Annotated in this window: 16 protein-coding genes; 9 read left to right on the top strand and 7 right to left on the bottom strand. The window is 60.8% G+C overall.

The features are described from left to right. Positions 1-61: 61 nt before the first annotated feature. Both EI293_RS18255 and EI293_RS18250 read right to left on the bottom strand, forming a co-directional pair. The gene (locus EI293_RS18255; protein ID WP_125439990.1) at positions 62-1,681 is read right to left on the bottom strand and encodes a MutS-related protein; all 1,620 of its coding nucleotides are present in this window, start codon (positions 1,679-1,681) and stop codon (positions 62-64) included. Positions 1,682-1,974: 293 nt separating this feature from the next. After that, positions 1,975-2,961, bottom strand: a complete 987-nt coding sequence (locus EI293_RS18250) for a YheT family hydrolase (RefSeq protein WP_125439989.1) — start codon at positions 2,959-2,961, stop codon at positions 1,975-1,977. Between the two features lie 246 nt (positions 2,962-3,207). On the opposite strand from EI293_RS18250, the gene rpsT reads away from it, so the two are divergent. Beyond that, positions 3,208-3,465 carry a 30S ribosomal protein S20 gene (gene rpsT / locus EI293_RS18245; RefSeq protein WP_044001080.1) on the top strand — a complete coding sequence of 86 codons (258 nt, stop codon included), beginning with the start codon at positions 3,208-3,210 and terminating at the stop codon, positions 3,463-3,465. 278 nt (positions 3,466-3,743) lie between these two features. Here rpsT and pyk read toward each other — a convergent pair whose 3' ends face one another. Together pyk and EI293_RS18235 are read right to left on the bottom strand one after the other, a co-directional pair. After that, positions 3,744-5,183: a pyruvate kinase gene (pyk, locus tag EI293_RS18240; protein WP_125439988.1), complete on the bottom strand. Its 1,440-nt coding sequence runs from the start codon at positions 5,181-5,183 to the stop codon at positions 3,744-3,746. 162 nt (positions 5,184-5,345) lie between these two features. After that, positions 5,346-5,774, bottom strand: a complete 429-nt coding sequence (locus EI293_RS18235) for an IPExxxVDY family protein (protein ID WP_170170436.1) — start codon at positions 5,772-5,774, stop codon at positions 5,346-5,348. 162 nt (positions 5,775-5,936) lie between these two features. Between EI293_RS18235 and EI293_RS18230 the strand changes: the two genes are divergently transcribed. The 7 genes from EI293_RS18230 to lgt all read left to right on the top strand — a co-directional run bounded on the left by EI293_RS18230 (position 5,937) and on the right by lgt (position 12,795). Further along, positions 5,937-6,173 carry an acyl carrier protein gene (locus EI293_RS18230; protein ID WP_019948606.1) on the top strand — a complete coding sequence of 79 codons (237 nt, stop codon included), beginning with the start codon at positions 5,937-5,939 and terminating at the stop codon, positions 6,171-6,173. A gap of 177 nt (positions 6,174-6,350) precedes the next feature. Next, positions 6,351-7,598, top strand: coding sequence for a beta-ketoacyl-ACP synthase II (fabF, locus tag EI293_RS18225; protein ID WP_125439986.1), 1,248 nt, complete (start codon positions 6,351-6,353; stop codon positions 7,596-7,598). Then, entirely contained in the window at positions 7,598-8,347 is a 750-nt protein-coding gene (gene rnc / locus EI293_RS18220; RefSeq protein WP_125439985.1) for a ribonuclease III, read from the top strand. Before fabF ends, rnc begins: the two co-directional genes overlap by 1 nt. Positions 8,348-8,507: 160 nt before the next feature. Next, a complete protein-coding gene (gene nadE / locus EI293_RS18215) occupies positions 8,508-10,442 on the top strand; it encodes an NAD(+) synthase (protein WP_125439984.1) in 1,935 nt (644 codons plus the stop codon). Positions 10,443-10,679: 237 nt separating this feature from the next. Beyond that, positions 10,680-11,384 carry a DUF433 domain-containing protein gene (locus tag EI293_RS18210; RefSeq protein ID WP_125439983.1) on the top strand — a complete coding sequence of 235 codons (705 nt, stop codon included), beginning with the start codon at positions 10,680-10,682 and terminating at the stop codon, positions 11,382-11,384. Continuing rightward, positions 11,362-11,772: a PIN-like domain-containing protein gene (locus EI293_RS18205; RefSeq protein WP_125439982.1), complete on the top strand. Its 411-nt coding sequence runs from the start codon at positions 11,362-11,364 to the stop codon at positions 11,770-11,772. Before EI293_RS18210 ends, EI293_RS18205 begins: the two co-directional genes overlap by 23 nt. Before the next feature lie 24 nt (positions 11,773-11,796). Further along, entirely contained in the window at positions 11,797-12,795 is a 999-nt protein-coding gene (lgt, locus tag EI293_RS18200; RefSeq protein WP_246010726.1) for a prolipoprotein diacylglyceryl transferase, read from the top strand. Between the two features lie 206 nt (positions 12,796-13,001). Here the strand turns inward: lgt and fbaA are convergent, their stop codons facing one another. From fbaA to yidD, 3 genes are all read right to left on the bottom strand, one after another. Continuing rightward, positions 13,002-14,090 carry a class II fructose-bisphosphate aldolase gene (gene fbaA, locus EI293_RS18195; protein ID WP_125439981.1) on the bottom strand — a complete coding sequence of 363 codons (1,089 nt, stop codon included), beginning with the start codon at positions 14,088-14,090 and terminating at the stop codon, positions 13,002-13,004. Positions 14,091-14,406: 316 nt separating this feature from the next. Further along, a complete protein-coding gene (locus EI293_RS18190; protein ID WP_125439980.1) occupies positions 14,407-15,303 on the bottom strand; it encodes an SdiA-regulated domain-containing protein in 897 nt (298 codons plus the stop codon). Between the two features lie 188 nt (positions 15,304-15,491). Then, a complete protein-coding gene (yidD, locus tag EI293_RS18185) occupies positions 15,492-15,713 on the bottom strand; it encodes a membrane protein insertion efficiency factor YidD (protein ID WP_125439979.1) in 222 nt (73 codons plus the stop codon). 130 nt (positions 15,714-15,843) lie between these two features. On the opposite strand from yidD, the gene EI293_RS18180 reads away from it, so the two are divergent. Beyond that, positions 15,844-18,129, top strand: coding sequence for a S46 family peptidase (locus EI293_RS18180; protein ID WP_125439978.1), 2,286 nt, complete (start codon positions 15,844-15,846; stop codon positions 18,127-18,129). Positions 18,130-18,328: the final 199 nt, after the last annotated feature.

Raw genomic sequence — 18,328 nt, 5'->3', positions numbered from 1 at the left:
CCCAACACAACAGACCTTGCGACTGTTGTGTTGGGCCTTTTCGGCTGGTTATTGTTTTCACCTACTGTGCAGAGTCAGCCGCCACAACAAGTTCTTCCAGCTGGTGCTGTTGCGGGCTGCCAGATTGCGCTTGCGTAGCCAGCGTGGCACTAAGCGCCTGCGCTGCCGCTACCACCTGCGCCGGGTAGTGCAGGCGCGCCAACAGCCGAATGGCGTTGCGCGTGGTGAGCGGCCCGGTCTTGAGGCGGTAGTCGAAATACCAGTCCTCCGCCGTAACCGTCTCGCAGAAGTGGTACTCGGTAAAGCAGGCCTGCAATAGCGCGCCCAGCTCCCCGTCGTGGGTAGCTGCCATTACCCAGCTGCGGGGCTGCAGGTATTCCAGCACGGCTTTGTTGGCGGCAATACGCTCCTGGGTGTTCGTGCCTTTGAATAACTCATCCAGCAGCAGTAAGTAGCTGTCGGGGGCCGCGTCGCAGGCCAGCAGCAGCTGCCGCATGGTTTCGGCTTCTACCAGATAATAGCTTTTGCCCGTGGGCAGGCTGTCGGCCAGGCTTAGGCTGGTGAGGACCCGGCAAAACGGGGCGCGGTAGGCGGTGGCCGGGCAGGTGGCGATGGTCTGGGCCAGCAGGGCACTCACGCCCAGCGTGCGCATGAAGGTGGTTTTGCCCGACATGTTGGAGCCGGTAAGTAAAACCCCTTCTTCGGATAGGGTCAGGTCATTCGGCACGCACCCCGGCACCAGTGGGTGGTAGCCGGCTTGCAGCCTGATGCCCTCGGCGGCCAGCCCAAAGTGCGGTGCGCAGGTGACGTGGCGCTGGCGAAAGCTGGCCACTGCCAGGGCGCAATCGACGTAGCCCACCGCCTCAAAGACCGTCCGAATGGCGGGCGCATGTTGCTGCACGGCCACCCGGCAACGGGCATACAGCAGCACGTCGAGCAGCAGCAGCATCTTGAGCAGTTCCAGCAGCCAGCTGTCTTCCACCTGGAAGAAAGCCACCTGCCGCACGAAAGCTCCCAACTGAGCCAGAGGTGCTGCCAGCTGCTGGAGCGGCCCTAAAGGCAGCTCCGCCTGCAACTCCCGCCCCGCCCGGTGCAGGCGGCCCAGTTGCAGCAGCGGGCGCACACAGTGCCTAATCCACTGGCGCTGCCAGAAATGAAACACCGCATTGGTGAAGGCCAGCGTAAGCGTACCTAGCCAGAGCACGGGTAACCAAAAGCCTCCGAGCAGCGTGGCCAGCAGCCCCAGTGCGAGCAGCGGCGCATAGCGGGCACCGGGCACCGTGGGGAGCGGCTCGCCGCTAATCAAATCGACTTGGTAGTACGCCTCGTGAGCCGTCAGCTGGTCGAGGGCGAGCAGGGCCTGCCCACGCGCCCCGGGGTGCTGCGCCAGCAGCGTCGCGGCATCATCAAACTCGCGCAGGGTGGTCTCGTCGGCGAGCGGACTGCGCAGGCGGTGGTACAGGCACTGCTGACCGATCCGGCTCACCGTGGTATCGAGCAGTTCAAAAAGCAGGTCGCCGTTCAGGTCCGCCCAGGTTTGGTCCGGCAGGCGGTGGTACGTGGGCTCGTGCTGTACGAGGTCGTAATAGCGAGCCACTAAGGGAAGGTGGGCGGAACGCGAAGCTGGCTGCTGCCAGGCCGCCTCCAGGCGGGCTAAGCGTTTGCGGGAAGAAATCCACATAAGAAATAGGGGCAGCTACCAGTGCGTGAGCGGTTCCGCTGGTTGGTGCAGGAAGGATGAAAGGTAACTGGATAAAAGGTGCAAGGATACTGTTATCGTACTATATCCGCCATTCGGCACTGGCTAACCCAGGTTGTGGGCGGATTACGATTCGGCGGTTTTTTAGCCGTCGAACCAGTCGCTGAGCGAATGAAGCGGCTATGGCCAGGAACAAGGGCTAAGTCAGCTGACGACGACCGGCCCGACGGCTAAAAAAGCCGCCGGACCGTAGCCCGTGCGAGTATTTTATACCATCATCCTGGTACTTCCACCGTCAGAAACTGTACCGCCCGACGCTCAGAATAATAGTCGCCATCCGGCGTGCCCTCGCCGAAGCCGACATGGCCGCCGTCGGTGGGGGTTTCCAGGAACAGGTAGGGGCTGCCGCTGGCCGCGTCGCGGGGGAAGCAGGAGGGCGGCAAAAACGGGTCGTTCTGGGCGTTTACCAGCAGCGTGGGTATCCGGATGCCGCTCAGATACTGGCCGGAGCTGGCGTGCGCATAGTACGCATCCGCCGACTTAAAGCCGTGCATGGGAGCCGTAAACCGGTCGTCGAACTGGGGAAAGTCTAGTAGCGCGTCGAGGTCGGTGAGGTCTACCTGACCGGGCAGCAGGGCCGCTTTCTGACGCATTTTGGCGCGCAGGGTTTTCATGAAGCGGTTGAGATATACCCGGTTCTCGAAGCGGCCAATCTGGTATGAGCTGGCCTTGAGGTCAGTCGGCACCGAAAAAACGGCCGCCCGCTGTACCTCCTTCGGCACCCGGGCCGGGTTTTCGCCCAGATACTTGAGCGTCACGTTGCCGCCGGCCGAGAAACCCGTCAGGAATACGCGGCGGTAGCGGGTTGTGCCCAGAGCGTAGCGCACCACAAAATCCAGGTCATCGGTGTCGCCGAGGTGGTAGGAGCGGAGCAGGCGGTTCATTTCGCCGCTGCAGCTGCGGTAGTTCCAGGCCAGCGCATCAAGGCCGGCGTGGTTGAGGGCCCGCACCATCCCGCGCACGTAGGGCCGACCGGCGTCGCCCTCCAAACCGTGCGAAACAATGGCCAGCGTATCGGAAGGCTGCCCGTCGGGCCGGCGCGACCAGTCGAGGTCCAGGAAGTCGCCGTCCTCGGTTTCCACCCGTTCGCGCTGGTAGCGCACCTCCGGCACCGTGCGCCAGAGGCTGGGGATGATGGTTTGCAGGTGGCCGTTGAACTGGTAAAACGGCGCTTGGTAAGGGGAGTCGGCAATGAGCGGCATGGCGAAAACGGCTAGGGATGCGCAATCAGAAATGCCCGGCGGGAACGGCAAATAAGATACGCAAAACAGACTTTGACAGCACAAATAACCGCCGAAAAGTTCGACCGGCCGGGAAAGCCGGGGCGGTGGGGCAGCTCCGGGTATTCGTTACGACTTCCATTTGCTATTTGCTATTTCCAATCAAAGCCTTACCTTTGCACTCCTCAATTGAACTGAATTCGAGCAGAAGACCTTTTTCATATCCTCATGGCAAACCACAAGTCGGCCCTCAAGCGCATCCGTTCCAACGAAGCAAAGCGCGTACTGAACCGTTACCAGGCTAAATCTACCCGCACCGCCGTTAAGAAACTGCGTGCTACCACCGACGTTTCGGCTGCTCAGGAGCTGCTGAAGAAAGTATCGTCGATGCTGGACCGTCTGGCCAAGAAGAACATCATCCACAAGAACAAAGCCGCCAACAACAAATCGAAGCTGGCTAAGTTCGTGAAGTCGCTGGCTGCGTAAGTAGCTAATCGGCTATCTGCTCTTGATAGATGAAGGCTCCGGGCGTAAGCTCGGAGCCTTCCTGCATTGTGGTAAAACCATAAGGTCAATATGCCGGTCCGGCGGCGATACGCCGTCGGGCCGGTTGTTGTTCGATTCACCTAAACGAAGTCGTAACAACATCAGCTAACGACAACCGGCCCGACGGCGTACCGCCGCCGGACCGAAAAAGCCGTTTAGCCACAAAAAGCCCGCGTAACAGCTGTTACGCGGGCTTTTTGCTTCAAGCAAAGCGGTGCTTACGCCACGCTCACTTTCACCATGTTCGTTTTGCCCTTCTCGTTGATGGGCATGGATGCGGTGTTGATGAAGATGTCACCTTTCTGCAGGTGGCCGGTGGTCGTCAGGGCGTACTTGATGTCCGAAACGGTGCTGTCGGTGCTCACCATCCGGTCGTAGTAGAAGCCCCGCACGCCCCACACCAGGCTCAGGGTAGTGAGCAGGGAGCGGTTATCGGTGAAGATGAAGATGTGCGCCTTGGGACGGTACTTGGCAATCTGGAAGGCGGTGTAGCCCCGATGCGTCATGCCGGTAATGGCTTTGGCACCCGTGTTTTTGGCCAGGTGGCAGGCCGCCGACAGTACGCTGTCGACCATGAAGGTCGGCGCGTCGGGGGAGATGGGGTGCCAGTGGTGGAACAGCGTGGGCATTTGGGTTTCCACGCTCATAATGGTACCCACCATCGAGCGGATTACCTCGGCCGGGTAAGCACCCACAGCCGTTTCGGCGGAGAGCATCACGGCGTCGGCCCCGTCGATGACGGCGTTGGCTACGTCGCTGGTTTCGGCGCGGGTCGGGCGGGGCGCGGTAATCATGCTCTCCATCATCTGGGTAGCCACGATTACCGGTTTACCGGCCTTGTTGCACTTGTCCACAATCATTTTCTGAGCCATCGGTACCTCTTCCATCTTCACCTCCACGCCCAGGTCGCCGCGGGCCACCATTACGGCGTCGGTGATGGCAATGATTTCGTCGAGGTTCTTGAGGCCTTCGGGCGTCTCGATTTTGGCAATCACGCGGGCCGTCTTGCCGCTCTCGGCAATCAGGCTCTTTATGAAGCGGATGTCCTCGGCGCGGCGGGCAAACGACAGCGCAATCCAGTCTACATCGTTTTCCAGGCCGAATTTCAGGTCCTCAATGTCCTTCTCCGTCATCGACGGGGCCGATACCTCGGAGTCGGGCAGATTGATGCCTTTGCGGGGCTTCACTAGGCCGCCGTAGATTACTTCCACGTCTACTTCCTTGTCCCGGTCGGTGGCCAGCACGCGCAACTCAATTTTGCCGTCGTCGATGAGGATCATATCGCCGGCTTTGACGTCGCGGGCCAGGCCCAGGTAAATCGTGCTCAGGCGGGTGGCCGTGCTGATTTCCTTTTCGCCGCACACCAGCTTGATTTTGTCGCCGGCTTTGATTTCCACCCCACCACCTTCTACTTCACCGAGGCGGATTTTGGGGCCCTGCAGATCCTGGAGCAGGCCCACGTTGGTGCGCATGTCCTTATTGAGACGACGCACCGTGTTAATCACCGAGAGGTGGTCTTCGTGGCTGCCGTGGGAGAAGTTGAGCCGGAACACGTCCACGCCCTCCCGCATCAGCATCCCGAGCTTCTCGTAGGTGTTGGAGGCGGGGCCGACGGTGGCAATTATCTTGGTTCTATTGAAATGCGGGCGAGATTCCATGAGATGTGGTATGGTCAAAAATTCGTGACTGTAGTAGGTGATATTCCCAGTCTGCTGAGCGCGGCGAAGGACCTTAGCCCGGTAGAAAGCAAGCGTCGTAACGACTTGCGCCAGCGGAATAAGGCCCTTCGCAGGACTCGAGATGAGAATCTATTTCAAAACTCAAAAGAGCAGATTTTCTTTGAATTTAAGGTCATTCGGGTCAAACTGGCTGATCAGCTGCACTTCGGGCAACGCGGCCAACTGCCCCAGCAACGCCTCCGGCGGCAGGCTGCTGGTACCCGTGCTGACCTGCAGCAGGTAGTCGTACTCCTTGATATCGGGGGCCAGGAAGGGCTTTTTCAGGGGCGAGGGGTCCACGGAGCGGTTGCGTAGCAGGCGCATGGTGTAGTGCTCGGTGGCGTGCAGGTAGTTGCTGATGACGAGACGGCCCTTGTGCAGCAGGTCGTAAATCAGGTCCTGCTGCTTCACCAGGCGCAGGTGCAAGGTGCGGTTGAGCACCCAGGCCAGTGTGTGCTCCCGGCTCGATGAAACAAGCCCGAATAGGTCGAAGTCGCACTCGTACTCCACCTCCAGCGTGAGGGTTTTCATGGGCAGCGGCAAAAGGAAGGAAACGCAAAAATACGCACCGCAGTACCCGCGTGGAACCCCGCGGGCCATAATCTTGCACCCGGAAGATTCAAGGGACGAAGTTTGACAATGTTAGCGAAGATGGTGTTATTTGTGCCGAGTTTTCCTTAAACCCCCACGGAAATGTCTGAAATTGCAGAAAAAGTAAAAGCCATCATCATCGATAAACTCGGCGTAGAGGCTTCGGAAGTAACGCCGGAGGCTTCTTTCACCAACGACCTGGGCGCTGACTCGCTCGATACCGTTGAGCTGATCATGGAATTTGAAAAAGAATTCAACGTGTCTATCCCCGACGATCAGGCTGAAAACATCGGCACCGTGGGCCAGGCTATCAGCTACCTCGAAGAGCACGCCAAGTAGTCTAGTATTGAGTAAATGGTATTGAGTAGTTAGATTCCGCTGAGCTGTCAGACATTCCGGCATACTCAATACCACTTACTCACTACCGAAGTACTGCCCAAGTGCTTACCGGCCGGCCTGCCGCCGGCCGTTTTGCTTTTTAGTGATTTCCTTTCTTTCGCTTCTCTGAGCCAGCCTATGTCTCTTCGGAGAGTTGTCGTGACCGGCCTGGGTGCCATTACCCCGCTGGGCAACACCGTACCCGCTTATTGGGAAGGCCTGCGAGCCGGCGTGAGTGGGGCCGCCCCCATCACCCGCTTCGACGCCAGCAAGTTCAAAACCCGCTTCGCCTGCGAAGTGAAGAACTACTCCCCCGACACGTACTTTCCCACCAAGGAAGGTCGGAAAATGGACATCTTCACCCAGTTTGCCCTGATTGCCGCCGATGAGGCCATTCAGGATGCCAACCTGGAGGGAGTGGACAAGGATCGGGTGGGCGTTATCTGGGGTTCTGGTATCGGGGGGCTCACCTCCCTGCAAGCCGAGTGCATTGCCTTCGCCAACGGCGACGGTACGCCCCGCTTCAACCCGTTCTTCATTCCGAAGATGATTGCCGACAGCGCGTCGGGCAATATCTCCATCCGCCATAAATTCCGGGGTCCGAACTTTGTGACTACCTCGGCCTGTGCCTCTTCTTCCGATTCCATCATCTCGGCCTTCAACTATATCCGCCTGAATATGGCCGATGTAATGGTGACCGGGGGCTCGGAAGCGGCCATCACCGAATCGGGGGTGGGCGGCTTCAACGCCCTCAAGGCCATGAGCGAGCGAAACGATAATCCCGAGCAAGCCTCCCGCCCCTACGACAAGGAGCGCGACGGTTTTGTGTTGGGCGAAGGCGCCGCCTCGCTGATTCTGGAGGAATACGAGCACGCCAAGGCCCGTGGAGCCAAAATCTACGCCGAGCTGATTGGCGGCGGCATGTCGGCCGATGCCTACCACATTACCGCGCCGGACCCCGAGGGCAACGGCGTAGTGCTGGTGATGCAGAACGCCCTGCGCGACGCCGGTATCACGCCCGCCGACGTAGACTACATCAACACCCACGGCACCAGCACCCCGCTGGGCGACGGGGCCGAGGTGAAGGCCATTCAGAAAGTGTTCGGTGAGGACGCCTACAACCTGAACATCAGCTCTACCAAGAGCATGACGGGCCACCTGTTGGGAGGAGCCGGGGCCATTGAGGCCGTGGCCTGCATCCTGGCCATGCAGCACAGCCTGGTGCCGCCCACCATCAACCACTTCACCGACGACCCCGAACTGGACCCCAAGCTGAACTTCACATTCAACGAAGCCCAGCCCCGCGAGGTGAACGTGGCCATGAGTAATACCTTCGGATTCGGTGGCCACAATACGTCGGTCATCTTCCGTAAAGTGCGCGACTAATGCCAAAGCCCGGTCAGCCCCTGCCGTTATTCGGTTTTTTTCGCCGACTGCTGGGCCGTGACCGGGCTTTTCGGCAGGCTATTGCCACCCTCACGGGCCACACGCCCGACAATGTGCGCCTGTACCAACTCGCCTTCACACATTCCTCGGTAGTGCGCCAGCAGGGCGAGCAGGCCCGCCACCAAAGCAACGAGCGGCTGGAGTTCCTCGGCGACGCGGTGCTGGGTACGGCCGTGGCCGAGTACCTGTTCCGCAAGTTTCCGTACGAGCAGGAAGGCTTTCTGACGGAGATGCGCAGCCGCATTGTAAACCGGGAAAGCCTCAACGCCATTGCCCTTAAAATCGGCCTCGACAAGCTGGTGCAGCTGGATGCCGCTCAGGGCCGGGCCGCCCGGTCCCGCTCCGTGAACGGCAACGCCCTGGAGGCGTTAGTAGGCGCCGTGTACCTCGATCAGGGCTACAAAACGGCCCGCAAGTTTGTGCTCAGCCGCCTCATCAAGCCCTACGTGGACGTGAAGGCAATGACCCAGACGACTACCAACTTCAAGAGCAAGCTGATTGAATGGGCTCAGCGCAACGGCAAAAACCTGCGCTACGACCTTACCGGCGAAGCCCGCCCCGGCGGCGTGATGGAGTTTTCGGCCACGGTTATCGTGGACGAAAGCCCGGTCGCCTTGGGCATGGGGCTGAGTAAGAAGCAGGCCGAGCAACTCGCCGCCGAGCGGGCTCTGGAGACGCTGGGAGTATAAGACCACTGCGTCATCTGCGAAACCACCGCGTCCTCTGCGGGCTAAGTCGTTGTTACGATTTTAGCCCGCAGAGGACGCGGTGGTTTACGCTGAAGGCGCGGTGGTTACTCAATCCGGGGAAATGGAGTTGTTTTGCAGAACCAACCTTCCCCCCGAACCCATGCGAATAGCCGGTGCCGCCCTCAACCAGATACCGTTTGACTGGACCCACAACCTGCGCACCATTCAGGAGGCCATCACCCAGGCCAAGGCCGCCGGGGTGGAGCTGCTGTGCCTGCCGGAGCTGTGCCTCACGGGCTACGGCTGCGAGGACCTGTTTCTGAGTGACTGGCTGCCTGAGGCCGCGCTGGGGTATCTGCAGCAGGTGCGGCCTTGGACCGAGGGCATTTGCGTGGTGGTGGGGTTGCCGGTGCGGCTGAACCACCGCACCTACAACACGGCCGCCGTGTTGCGCGACGGACAGATTCTGGGCTTTGCGGCCAAGCAGTTTCTGGCCAATGAAGGCGTGCACTACGAGCCCCGCTTTTTCCACCCCTGGCCGGCCGGCGAAACGACTACGGTGCATTGGCAAGGAGAGGAGTGGACCCTGGGGGACATGATTTTCGAGCACCAGGGCGTGAAGTTCGGGTTTGAAATCTGCGAGGATGCGTGGCGGCCCGACGACGTGCGGCCCGCCTGCCGCCTCGTGGGCCGGGTGGATCTGATTGTGAACCCCTCGGCCTCGCACTTCGCCATGAGCAAGACCGACGTGCGCTACCACCTCGTCACGGAGGCCTCGCGCAACTTCCGCTGCACCTACCTCTACGCCAACCTGCTGGGCAATGAGGCTGGTCGCATGATTTACGACGGCGAAATTCTGGTGGCCCGCAACGGCCATCTACTGCTGCGCAACCAGCTCATGAGCTTCAAGGAAGTGGACATGGAGTTCGTGGACGTGGATTTCAGCCAGCCCCTGGAGCCCGCCGCCGAAATTGCCGCCCAGCCCGCCCCCGACGAGTACCGGGAGTTGAACCAGGCCCTGAGTCTGGCCCTGTTCGACTACCTGCGCAAGGCCCGCAGCCGGGGCTTCGTGCTGAGCCTGAGCGGCGGGGCCGACTCGGTGATGTGCGCCGTGGCCGTGGCCGAGCTGGTACGCCTGGGCACGGCCGAGCTGGGCACCGCCGAGTTTATGCGCCGGGCCGGCTGCTTCACGGCCGAGGAAAATCAACAACTAGCCGGCCCCGTGGCTTCGGTTCCCGACCAGAACGCGCCCGGACCGCAGGACGCCTCGGTGTCGGACCCAGACCAACAACAAAAAACCATCAACCAACAACTAACCAACCGGCTGCTCACCTGTGCCTACCAGGGCACCGTCAACTCCTCCGACGACACGTTCAACTCAGCCAAAGAGCTGGCCGATTCCATTGGAGCCGTATTTTATGACTGGACCATTGACGAAGAGGTGACGGGCTACGTGGGCAAGATTGAGCACGCGCTGGGCCGTGAGTTGACCTGGCAGACCGATGATCTGGCCCTGCAGAACATTCAAGCCCGGGTGCGCGCCCCCGGTATCTGGCTGCTAGCCAACGTGCAAAACTGCCTTCTGATGACGACCTCCAACCGCTCGGAGGCCAGCGTGGGCTACTGCACCATGGACGGCGACACGGCCGGCTCCATCTCGCCCATTGCGGGCGTGGATAAGGCCTTCGTGAAGCAGTGGCTGCGCTGGGCCGAAACGGAGCTGAACTACCCGGCCCTGCGCCACGTGAACAACTTGGAGCCCACCGCCGAGCTGCGCCCCCTCGAAGACAAGCAAACCGACGAGCGGGACCTGATGCCCTACCCGCTGCTCAACCGCATCGAGCGGCTGGCCTTCTACGACCGGCTCAGCCCCCGGCAGGTGCTGGCCACGCTGGTGCAGGAAGACCCCGCAGCCGATGCGGAGCAGCTCAAAACCTACGTCAAGCGCTTCTACTCGCTCTGGAGCCGCAACCAGTGGAAGCGCGAGCGGTACGCCCCCGCCTTCCACCTCGACGATTATAACGTGGACCCGCGCTCCTGGCTGCGTTTCCCCATCCTGAGCGGCGGCTTCACTCAGGAGCTGAACGCGCTGTAAGAATCGGTGTTTTGCCGTGTACGTCCGGTCCGGCGGCTGTAAGCCGTCGGGCCGGTTGTCGTTAGCTAACACCCGAACGACGACGTAACAACGTCAGCACGCTTAAACCGGCCCGACGGCTGGCAGCCGCCGGACTGGTTGTCGTTCCACTTGTAACGGCTGAGCCGGGATGACAGGAAGAAAAGGTCGGTTTTGCGGTAAACCCTGTACTTTCGTAGCTCAACTCTGAACAGCACCGTGGCGGCAAGCAGTCTGACTCAACTATACCAGGAACGCGAGGCCTACCGGCTGCCGGTGTACTCGGCGCGGCAGGTGGCCCACCTCACGGGGCTGGCTGCCACCACGGTGCAGGCCTGGACGCGGGCCGAGGATGCGCTGGTGCAGCCGGCCAGTGCCGAGGGGTTGTCGTTTCTGAACCTGGTGGAAGTACACGTGCTGGCCGCCATCCGGCACCAGCACGGCATTTCGTTGCAACGGGTGCGCCATGCGGTGCAGTTCGTGCGGCAGGAGCTGCAATCGGAAAACCCGCTGGCCCAGCACCAGTTCGAAACCGACGGCGTGGATCTGTTTGTGCGGGCCCTGGAAGACGAAAACCTGCTCATCAATGCCTCGCGCCGGGGCCAGATGACCATCCGGCAGCTGGTGGAAGCGTATTTGCGCCGCATCGAGCGGGCCGCCGACGGGTTCCCGCTGCGCCTGTTTCCGGTGTATGGCAGCACGGCCGGTCTGGGGATAGGGGCCGAGACGTTGCCCACGCTTATTGCCGTTGACCCCACCATTGCCTTCGGCCGGCCCGTACTCACGGAAAACTACGTGCCCGTGGATGTGGTGGTGGGCCTGTACCGCGCCGGCGACTCGGTGCAGCACATTGCCGAAGAATTCGGCCTGACTACCCGCGCCGTGGAAGAAGCAATTCGTTATGAGCTTGGAGCCGCAGCCTGACCCCGTATTTTTCCTTGACCGCACCGTGGCCATGCCGCGGGTGCAGGCCGCGCTGCGCGAGCAGCAAGCTACTTTTGTAAGCCACGCCGACCTGTTCCGCCCCGAAACGCCCGATACCGAGTGGCTGCCGGCCGTGGCGGCCCGGGGCCTGTGCGTGCTCACCCAGGAACGGCGCATCCGCTACAACCCGCTGGAGCAGCAGGCCCTGCTGGCCAGTGGGGCGGGCACGTTCATCATCGTGGCCAAGGGCCTCACCAGTGCCGAGCTGGCGGCCTGCGTGGTGCGGGCTTTGCCGCGCCTGCGCCGGTTTGCACTCCGCACGCCCCGGCCGTTTCTGGCCAAAGTATACGTGGATGGCAGCGTGCAGCTGCTGTCTTCTCCTTCCTGATCTGACCCTTTACTTTTCCTGCGTATGAGTTTGCTAAGTGCCATTCTGTGGAGTCCGAACCCTATTCTGGCCGAAATCGGGCCGCTCACGCTGCGCTGGTACGGGCTGCTGTTCATGTCGGGCTTCGTGGTGGGAACCTTCATCCTGGGCCACATCTACAAGTCCGAGAAAGTGTCGCCGCGCTGGGTCGATGTCATCACCATCTACGTGCTGATTGGCACGGTGCTGGGTGCGCGCCTGGGCCACGTGTTTTTCTACGACTGGGCCCAGTACAAGGATGATCTGCTGAGCATCTTTAAGATCTGGGAAGGCGGGCTGGCCTCGCACGGGGCTACCATCGGCATCATCTTCGCCGTGTGGCTCTTCAGCCGCAACAACAAGTTCGATGTGCTCTGGACCCTCGACCGGATTGTGCTGGTGGTGGCCGTGGGCGGCGCGCTCATCCGCATCGGCAACCTGATGAACTCCGAAATTGTGGGCCAGCCCACCACGGCGCCCTGGGCCTTTGTGTTCCCCCGCGACACCGAACACCTGCAGGAGCCGCGTCCCGACCAGCCCGTGCCCGCTGGCTCGGTGGCCGTGCAGCGCGTGCGCCAGCCCGATGGCAAGATTGCCTACGAAACCCAGCCCGTGAGTGGGAGTGTAGCTCCGGCCACCCAGGTAGCCGTGCCGCGCCACCCTACCCAGATCTACGAGTCGCTGTTCTGCGTGTTCCTGTTCGTGGTACTGTATGCCATGTGGAACCGCACCAAGGAGCACACGCCGCGCGGTCAGCTGTTCGGGCTGTTTGTGGTGCTGCTGTTCACGTTCCGGATTGTGGTGGAATTCTTCAAAGAGGATCAGGTGGCGTTTGAGCAGGGCATGACCCTGAATATGGGCCAGTGGCTGAGCGTGCCGCTGGTATTTATGGGCCTCTACGTGCTCTTTACCGCCCGTAACCGCCCCGGTCGCCCCCAGGATGCCCCCCGCGACCTGCACGAGCAGGAAGCCCGCGAAGCCGCCCTGGCCGCCGCTAAACGGTAGTTTTAACGCATACACCGCGTGTCATTCCGAGCAGAGCGAGGAATCTGGGTGAATTGGGTAAGGCTACTCACGCCGAAACCCAGATTCCTCGCTCCGCTCGGAATGACAACCACACAAAACGGCCCCGTGCTCAACCAGAGCACGGGGCCGTTTTGTGTGGGGCGGTCAGTCAGCCAAAAACCGATAACCACCCACCAAAAACCTACCTAGGGGCGGCGGTTTACGGCGTTGAGGTCTTCGAAGGCCGACTTGAGGCGGGTCACGAAGCTTTCCTCGCCTTTACGCAGCCACACGCGTGGGTCGTAGTACTTCTTGTTGGGCGAATCCTCGCCGGTGGGGTTGCCGATCTGGCTTTGCAGGAAGCCTTCGTTTTTCTGGTAATACACGCGGATACCGTCCCAGAACGCCCACTGCATGTCCGTGTCGATGTTCATTTTGATGGCCCCGTAGCTGATGGCCTCGCGGATTTCCTCCTGCGTGGAGCCCGAACCGCCGTGGAACACGAAGTTGATGGGACGTTCGGCGCTGAGGCCGAATTTCTCCTTCACAAAATCCTGCGAGTTTTTCAGGATAACGGGCTGGAGCTTTACGTTGCCGGGCTTGTACACGCCGTGTACATTGCCGAAGGCGGCGGCAATGGTAAAGCGGGGGCTGATTTTGCTCAGCTCCTCGTAGGCGTAAGCCACTTCTGAGGGCTGGGTGTAGAGCTTCGACGAGTCCACGTCGGAGTTGTCCACGCCGTCTTCCTCGCCGCCGGTTACGCCCAGCTCAATTTCCAGCGTCATGCCGATTTTGGCCATGCGCACCAGGTACTCTTTGCAGATTTCGATGTTCTCCTCAATGGGCTCTTCCGACAAGTCGAGCATGTGGGAGGAGTACAGCGGCTGGCCGTGCTCGGCGAAGTGCTTCTCGCCGGCTTCGAGCAGGCCGTCGATCCAGGGCAGGAGCTTTTTGGCGGCGTGGTCGGTGTGCAGAATCACGGGCACACCATAGGCCTGGGCCATCAGGTGCACGTGCTGGGCACCGGAAATACCGCCGGCAATGCTGGCCTGCTGCTTATCGTTGGCGAGGCCTTTGCCGGCGAAGAACTGGGCTCCCCCGTTCGAAAACTGAATGATAACGGGCGAATTCAGGTCGCGGGCGGCTTCCAGTACGGCGTTTACCGTGTCGGTGCCGGTTACGTTCACGGCGGGCAGCGCGTAGCCGTGGGTTTTGGCGTGTTCGAAAAGCTGCTGCACTTCGTCGCCGTGCAGCACGCCGGCGCGCAGGCCGGTGAGAGTGGTTTGTTCAGCCATTTGCTGGAGGATGGTGGCGCAGGTCGGGGAAAGGCCGCACCGGGTTTCGGAATCTTAGGTCAAACTTACTGAAAAGAACAAGGCCCATCCATAGCCGGCCCCACTTCCGGGGAAAACTGCCCGAAGCGGGATGGGTACAGGGACGGACAACGGGGTAACACAGCAGAACGTCATGCTGAGCTTGCCGAAGCATCTCGCGTGCTGACGTTGGATTACTCTGGCAACGTCAGCACGCGAGATGCTTCGGCAAGCTCAGCATGACGTTCTACTTATGCTGCCTGTGTAAATTATGCTGTTCGCGTAAAACAGCGGCGGGCTAGAACGTGTACGTGTACAACGCGCCCTGTTCGTTGCTGATGTAGAGCGTGTTGTTGTCGGTGAATACGGCGCCTTCCGTCTGGCCGGCGCCTTTCAGGGAAACCTGGCGGGGCGTGGCTTTCAGGATTTCCTCGAACGAGTTGCCTTCCAGCACGAACATTTCCTGGCGGGCCAGCAGCACTAAGCGACGGCCATCGGGGCTGAGGGCGGCATCGGTTACCTGGCCGGGAATGGCAAGGCGGGTGACTTGCTGGGCGGTGTAGTTACCGGGCTGGTCGGGCACGGCGTACACCTTGCTGGTTTGTTCCTGGGCGCGGTCCTTGGTGAACAGGTACACCTTGCCGGCGTGCCAGAGGGTGGCTTCGCAGTCGAAATTACGCTCCTCCTTGGCCGGCGGGAAGTCCTTTTGGTCGAGGTAATTCAGGTGGATTTCCTGCACCTGCTGCACGTTGCCGGGGTTGAGCCGGTAGATGACCAGGTCCTGGCGGCTGTTGTTGTTGTTGCCCACGTCGCCGATGTACACGTGGCCGTTGGTGTCGCGGGTGATGCTTTCCCAGTCGTGGCTTTTCACCGGAATATCCAGCTGGGAGAGGGTTTTGCCGGCGGTGCTGATTTTGTAGAGAATCGGCTGGGTGCCGTCGTCGCCGTGGGTGAAGAAGGAGCCGGCCTCGCCGGTCAGGGCCAGGCCCGAGCTTTCCGGCACGCCGCTCATTGTGCCGACCTGGGTGAGGTTGGCAATTGCCTCGGCGTTTTTCTTCCCTTTCTTACCCTTTTTCTTGCCCGACTTTTCCTGCTTTTCGGTGGCCTCAGCCCCAGCCGTTTCCTTGGTTTGAGCCTCCGAGCAGCTACTGAACATCATTCCGGCCACAACGGCGGCCACACATAAACTACGCATACCAGACTGGTTTCAGGCGAAAAAAAGCTGCCGCAACCCCAGGTTCCGGCAGCAACCAAACGCCTTATACGGGAAAAGGTGATTTAGTGAATTGGTGATTTAGTGAGTTTGATGTTCAGTTCGCGCAAGCCGTGCCATCAAAACGTCAAACTCACTAAATCACCAATTCACTAAATCACCGATTCACCTCACGGTACCGGGTCGTGGCCATGGCCGCCCCAGGGGTGGCAGCGGCCGATGCGGCGCAAAGCCAGGCGGCCCCCGCGCCAGGGGCCGTATTTGGTGACGGCCTCCAGGGCGTAGGCCGAGCAGGTGGGCGTATAGCGGCAGCTGGGCGGCTTGAGCGGCGAAATCAGGCGGCGGTACACCCAGAGCAGTCCCAGCACCAGCTGGCGAAACAGGTAGGTCATAGTGGCGGCAAAGATCGGGAAAGTACGGGTCAGGTGCAGCCGGCGAGGCGCGTAGGTTGCATAACACGGAAACGCCCGGCTTTGTACCTTCGCCGGCAGATTCTCATTCCCCAAACCCACCCCCATTACCATGCAAAAACAACACTGGGCCAAGGCCCTGCTGCTGACGCTGCTGTTGCCCCTGGCCGCCCACGCCGACGAAGGCATGTGGCTGCCGCTGTTCGTGAAGCGCCTCAACCAAGCCGACATGCAGAAGAAGGGCCTTAAGCTCACGGCCGAGGAAATTTACGACGTCAACAATGCCAGCTTGAAGGATGCCGTGGTGCAGCTGGGCGGCTTCTGCACCGGCGAGTTCGTGAGCAGCCAGGGCCTGCTGCTGACCAACCATCACTGCGGCTACGACGCCATCCAGAGCCACAGCACCCCCGAAAACAACATCCTGCAGAACGGCTTCTACGCCGCCACCAAGCGCGACGAGAAGAAAAACCCCGGCCTGTTCGTGGATATTCTGGTGCGCATGGAAGACGTGACCGGCAAGGTGCTGGAAGGCATTACGCCCGCTACTACCGAGCAGGAGCGCATGGCCACCATTCAGAAGCGCCAGCGCGAAATGGCCGATAACGCCAAGGAAAACGGCAAATACGTAGCCTACGTGCGCGACATGTTCGGGGGCAACGAGTACTACCTGTTCATTTACCAGCGCTTCGGCGACGTGCGTTTGGTAGGTGCTCCGCCGGAAGCCGTGGGTAAGTTCGGGGGCGACACCGACAACTGGATGTGGCCCCGCCACACCGGCGACTTCTCGATGTTCCGGGTGTACGCCGATAAAAATAACCAGCCCACCGCCACACCCCAGGAAGGCAACGTGCCCTACGTGCCCAAAAAGCATTTGCCCGTGGCCTTGCAGGGCATCAACGAGGGCGACTTCGCCATGGTGTTCGGCTTTCCCGGCCGCACTCAGCGCTTCCTGCCCGCCGCCGGCCTCCAGCTGACCCTCGACCAGACCAACCCCGCCCGCATCAAGCTGCGCGATACCCGCCTGAAGCTCTGGAAAGAGGATATGGACCAAGACGCCGCTTTGCGCCTGAAGTACGCTTCCAAGTACGCCAACATTGCCAACTACTGGAAGTACTTCATCGGTCAGAATGAGGGTATGAAGCGCCTGAAAACCGTGGATGCCAAGAAGGCCGAGGAAAACTCCCTGATGGAGTGGATTGCCCAGGACCAGACCCGTGCCCAGCAGTACGGCGAGGCCCTGAATACTATCAACCAAGCCTACGCCGGCATCCGCCAGTATAACCTCAGCACGCAGTACGTGAACGAGGGCGCGTTCGGCACCGAAATCGTGACGCTGGCCGCCCGCATGATGCCGCTGGCCACCGCGCTGAAAGCCGGCGAAAAAGCCGGTATCGACAAAGCCGTGGCCGATTTGCAGGAGCCCGTGGCCGACTACTTCAAGGATTACAGCGCCCCCACCGACAAAAAGGTGTTTGCCGCCCTCATGGCTTTGTACATGCAGGACGTGCCCAAGGATCAGCAGCCCGACGTGTTCCAGACGGTGCAGAAGCAGTACGGCGGCTCCATGCCCAAGTACGCCGACTACGTGTTCAGCAACTCCTTCCTGACTTCCGAAGCCAAGGTGAAAGCCTTTTTGGCCGCGCCCACCCTGGCCAAGCTGGAAGCCGACCCCGGCTACAAAACCTACCAGTCGGTGTACTCGAACTACGTGCAGAACATCGTGCCCAAGCTACAGGGCCTGCAGGCCGGCCTGGGCCGCGCCAACCGCCAGTACGTGGCCGCTTTGCGCGAGAAGAACAGTACCAAGGTGTACTCGCCCGATGCCAACTCCACCATCCGGCTGAGCTACGGCACCGTGCGCCCCTACAAAGGCCGCGACGCGGTAGCCTACGACTTTAAAACCACGGCCCAGGGCATTCTGGAGAAGGAAGACGCCACCAACCCCGAGTTTGTAGTGCCCCAGAAAGAGCTGGAGCTGCTCAAAATGAAGGATTACGGCCGCTTCGCCGATAAGCAGGGCAACCTGCCCGTGGCCTTCATCACCGACAACGACATCACCGGCGGCAACTCCGGCTCGCCCGTTATCAACGGCCGCGGCGAGCTGATCGGTCTGGCCTTCGACGGCAACTGGGAAGCCATGACCGGCGACCTGGCCTACGACCCCGAGCTGAAACGCTGCATCAACGCCGATATTCGCTACGTCCTCTGGTGCATCGAGAAGCTGGGCGGCGCCAAGCACATCGTGGATGAAATGACGCTGGTCAATAACGGCCCCAACCCTGGCGTAGGCCCCGCCACCGCCGCCGGTGCCGACATGAGCGACGTGGAAAAGATGAAGGTGAAAACCGAGAAAGGCAAAACCAAAATCAAGCGCAAGAAGGAAGCGGCCATGCTGTAAGGCTTGGTCGCGTGTCATTCCGCGCATGTTGCGCATCAAGCAAGGACGAGGAATCTGGGTGAAATCACCAAATACCAAACTCAGGTTTCTCGCTCTACCCGCGGAACGACAAACCACAAAAAAAGACCCGATGCCAGTTGGCACCGGGTCTTTTTTTATGCCCCGGCCGGAAGCTCTTGTACGGTTCAGGTAGAGTGTC

The sequence above is a fragment of the Hymenobacter perfusus genome (assembly GCF_003944765.1).
In the GTDB taxonomy this organism is placed as follows: Bacteria; Bacteroidota; Bacteroidia; order Cytophagales; family Hymenobacteraceae; genus Hymenobacter; species Hymenobacter perfusus.
Note: the sequence above shows the minus strand (reverse complement) of the source record. Positions and strands in the feature narration are given on the sequence as shown.

What these genes read in the sequence shown, in the direction of transcription:
- yidD (WP_125439979.1), bottom strand. Translation starts at nt 15,713, where the DNA reads ATGACCTACCTGTTTCGCCAGCTGGTGCTGGGACTGCTCTGGGTGTAC.
- pyk (WP_125439988.1), bottom strand. Translation starts at nt 5,183, where the DNA reads ATGGAATCTCGCCCGCATTTCAATAGAACCAAGATAATTGCCACCGTC.
- nadE (WP_125439984.1), top strand. Translation starts at nt 8,508, where the DNA reads ATGCGAATAGCCGGTGCCGCCCTCAACCAGATACCGTTTGACTGGACC.
- fbaA (WP_125439981.1), bottom strand. Translation starts at nt 14,090, where the DNA reads ATGGCTGAACAAACCACTCTCACCGGCCTGCGCGCCGGCGTGCTGCAC.
- rpsT (WP_044001080.1), top strand. Translation starts at nt 3,208, where the DNA reads ATGGCAAACCACAAGTCGGCCCTCAAGCGCATCCGTTCCAACGAAGCA.
- fabF (WP_125439986.1), top strand. Translation starts at nt 6,351, where the DNA reads ATGTCTCTTCGGAGAGTTGTCGTGACCGGCCTGGGTGCCATTACCCCG.
- EI293_RS18180 (WP_125439978.1), top strand. Translation starts at nt 15,844, where the DNA reads ATGCAAAAACAACACTGGGCCAAGGCCCTGCTGCTGACGCTGCTGTTG.
- rnc (WP_125439985.1), top strand. Translation starts at nt 7,598, where the DNA reads ATGCCAAAGCCCGGTCAGCCCCTGCCGTTATTCGGTTTTTTTCGCCGA.
- EI293_RS18255 (WP_125439990.1), bottom strand. Translation starts at nt 1,681, where the DNA reads ATGTGGATTTCTTCCCGCAAACGCTTAGCCCGCCTGGAGGCGGCCTGG.
- EI293_RS18235 (WP_170170436.1), bottom strand. Translation starts at nt 5,774, where the DNA reads ATGAAAACCCTCACGCTGGAGGTGGAGTACGAGTGCGACTTCGACCTA.
- EI293_RS18230 (WP_019948606.1), top strand. Translation starts at nt 5,937, where the DNA reads ATGTCTGAAATTGCAGAAAAAGTAAAAGCCATCATCATCGATAAACTC.
- EI293_RS18190 (WP_125439980.1), bottom strand. Translation starts at nt 15,303, where the DNA reads ATGCGTAGTTTATGTGTGGCCGCCGTTGTGGCCGGAATGATGTTCAGT.
- EI293_RS18205 (WP_125439982.1), top strand. Translation starts at nt 11,362, where the DNA reads ATGAGCTTGGAGCCGCAGCCTGACCCCGTATTTTTCCTTGACCGCACC.
- lgt (WP_246010726.1), top strand. Translation starts at nt 11,797, where the DNA reads ATGAGTTTGCTAAGTGCCATTCTGTGGAGTCCGAACCCTATTCTGGCC.
- EI293_RS18250 (WP_125439989.1), bottom strand. Translation starts at nt 2,961, where the DNA reads ATGCCGCTCATTGCCGACTCCCCTTACCAAGCGCCGTTTTACCAGTTC.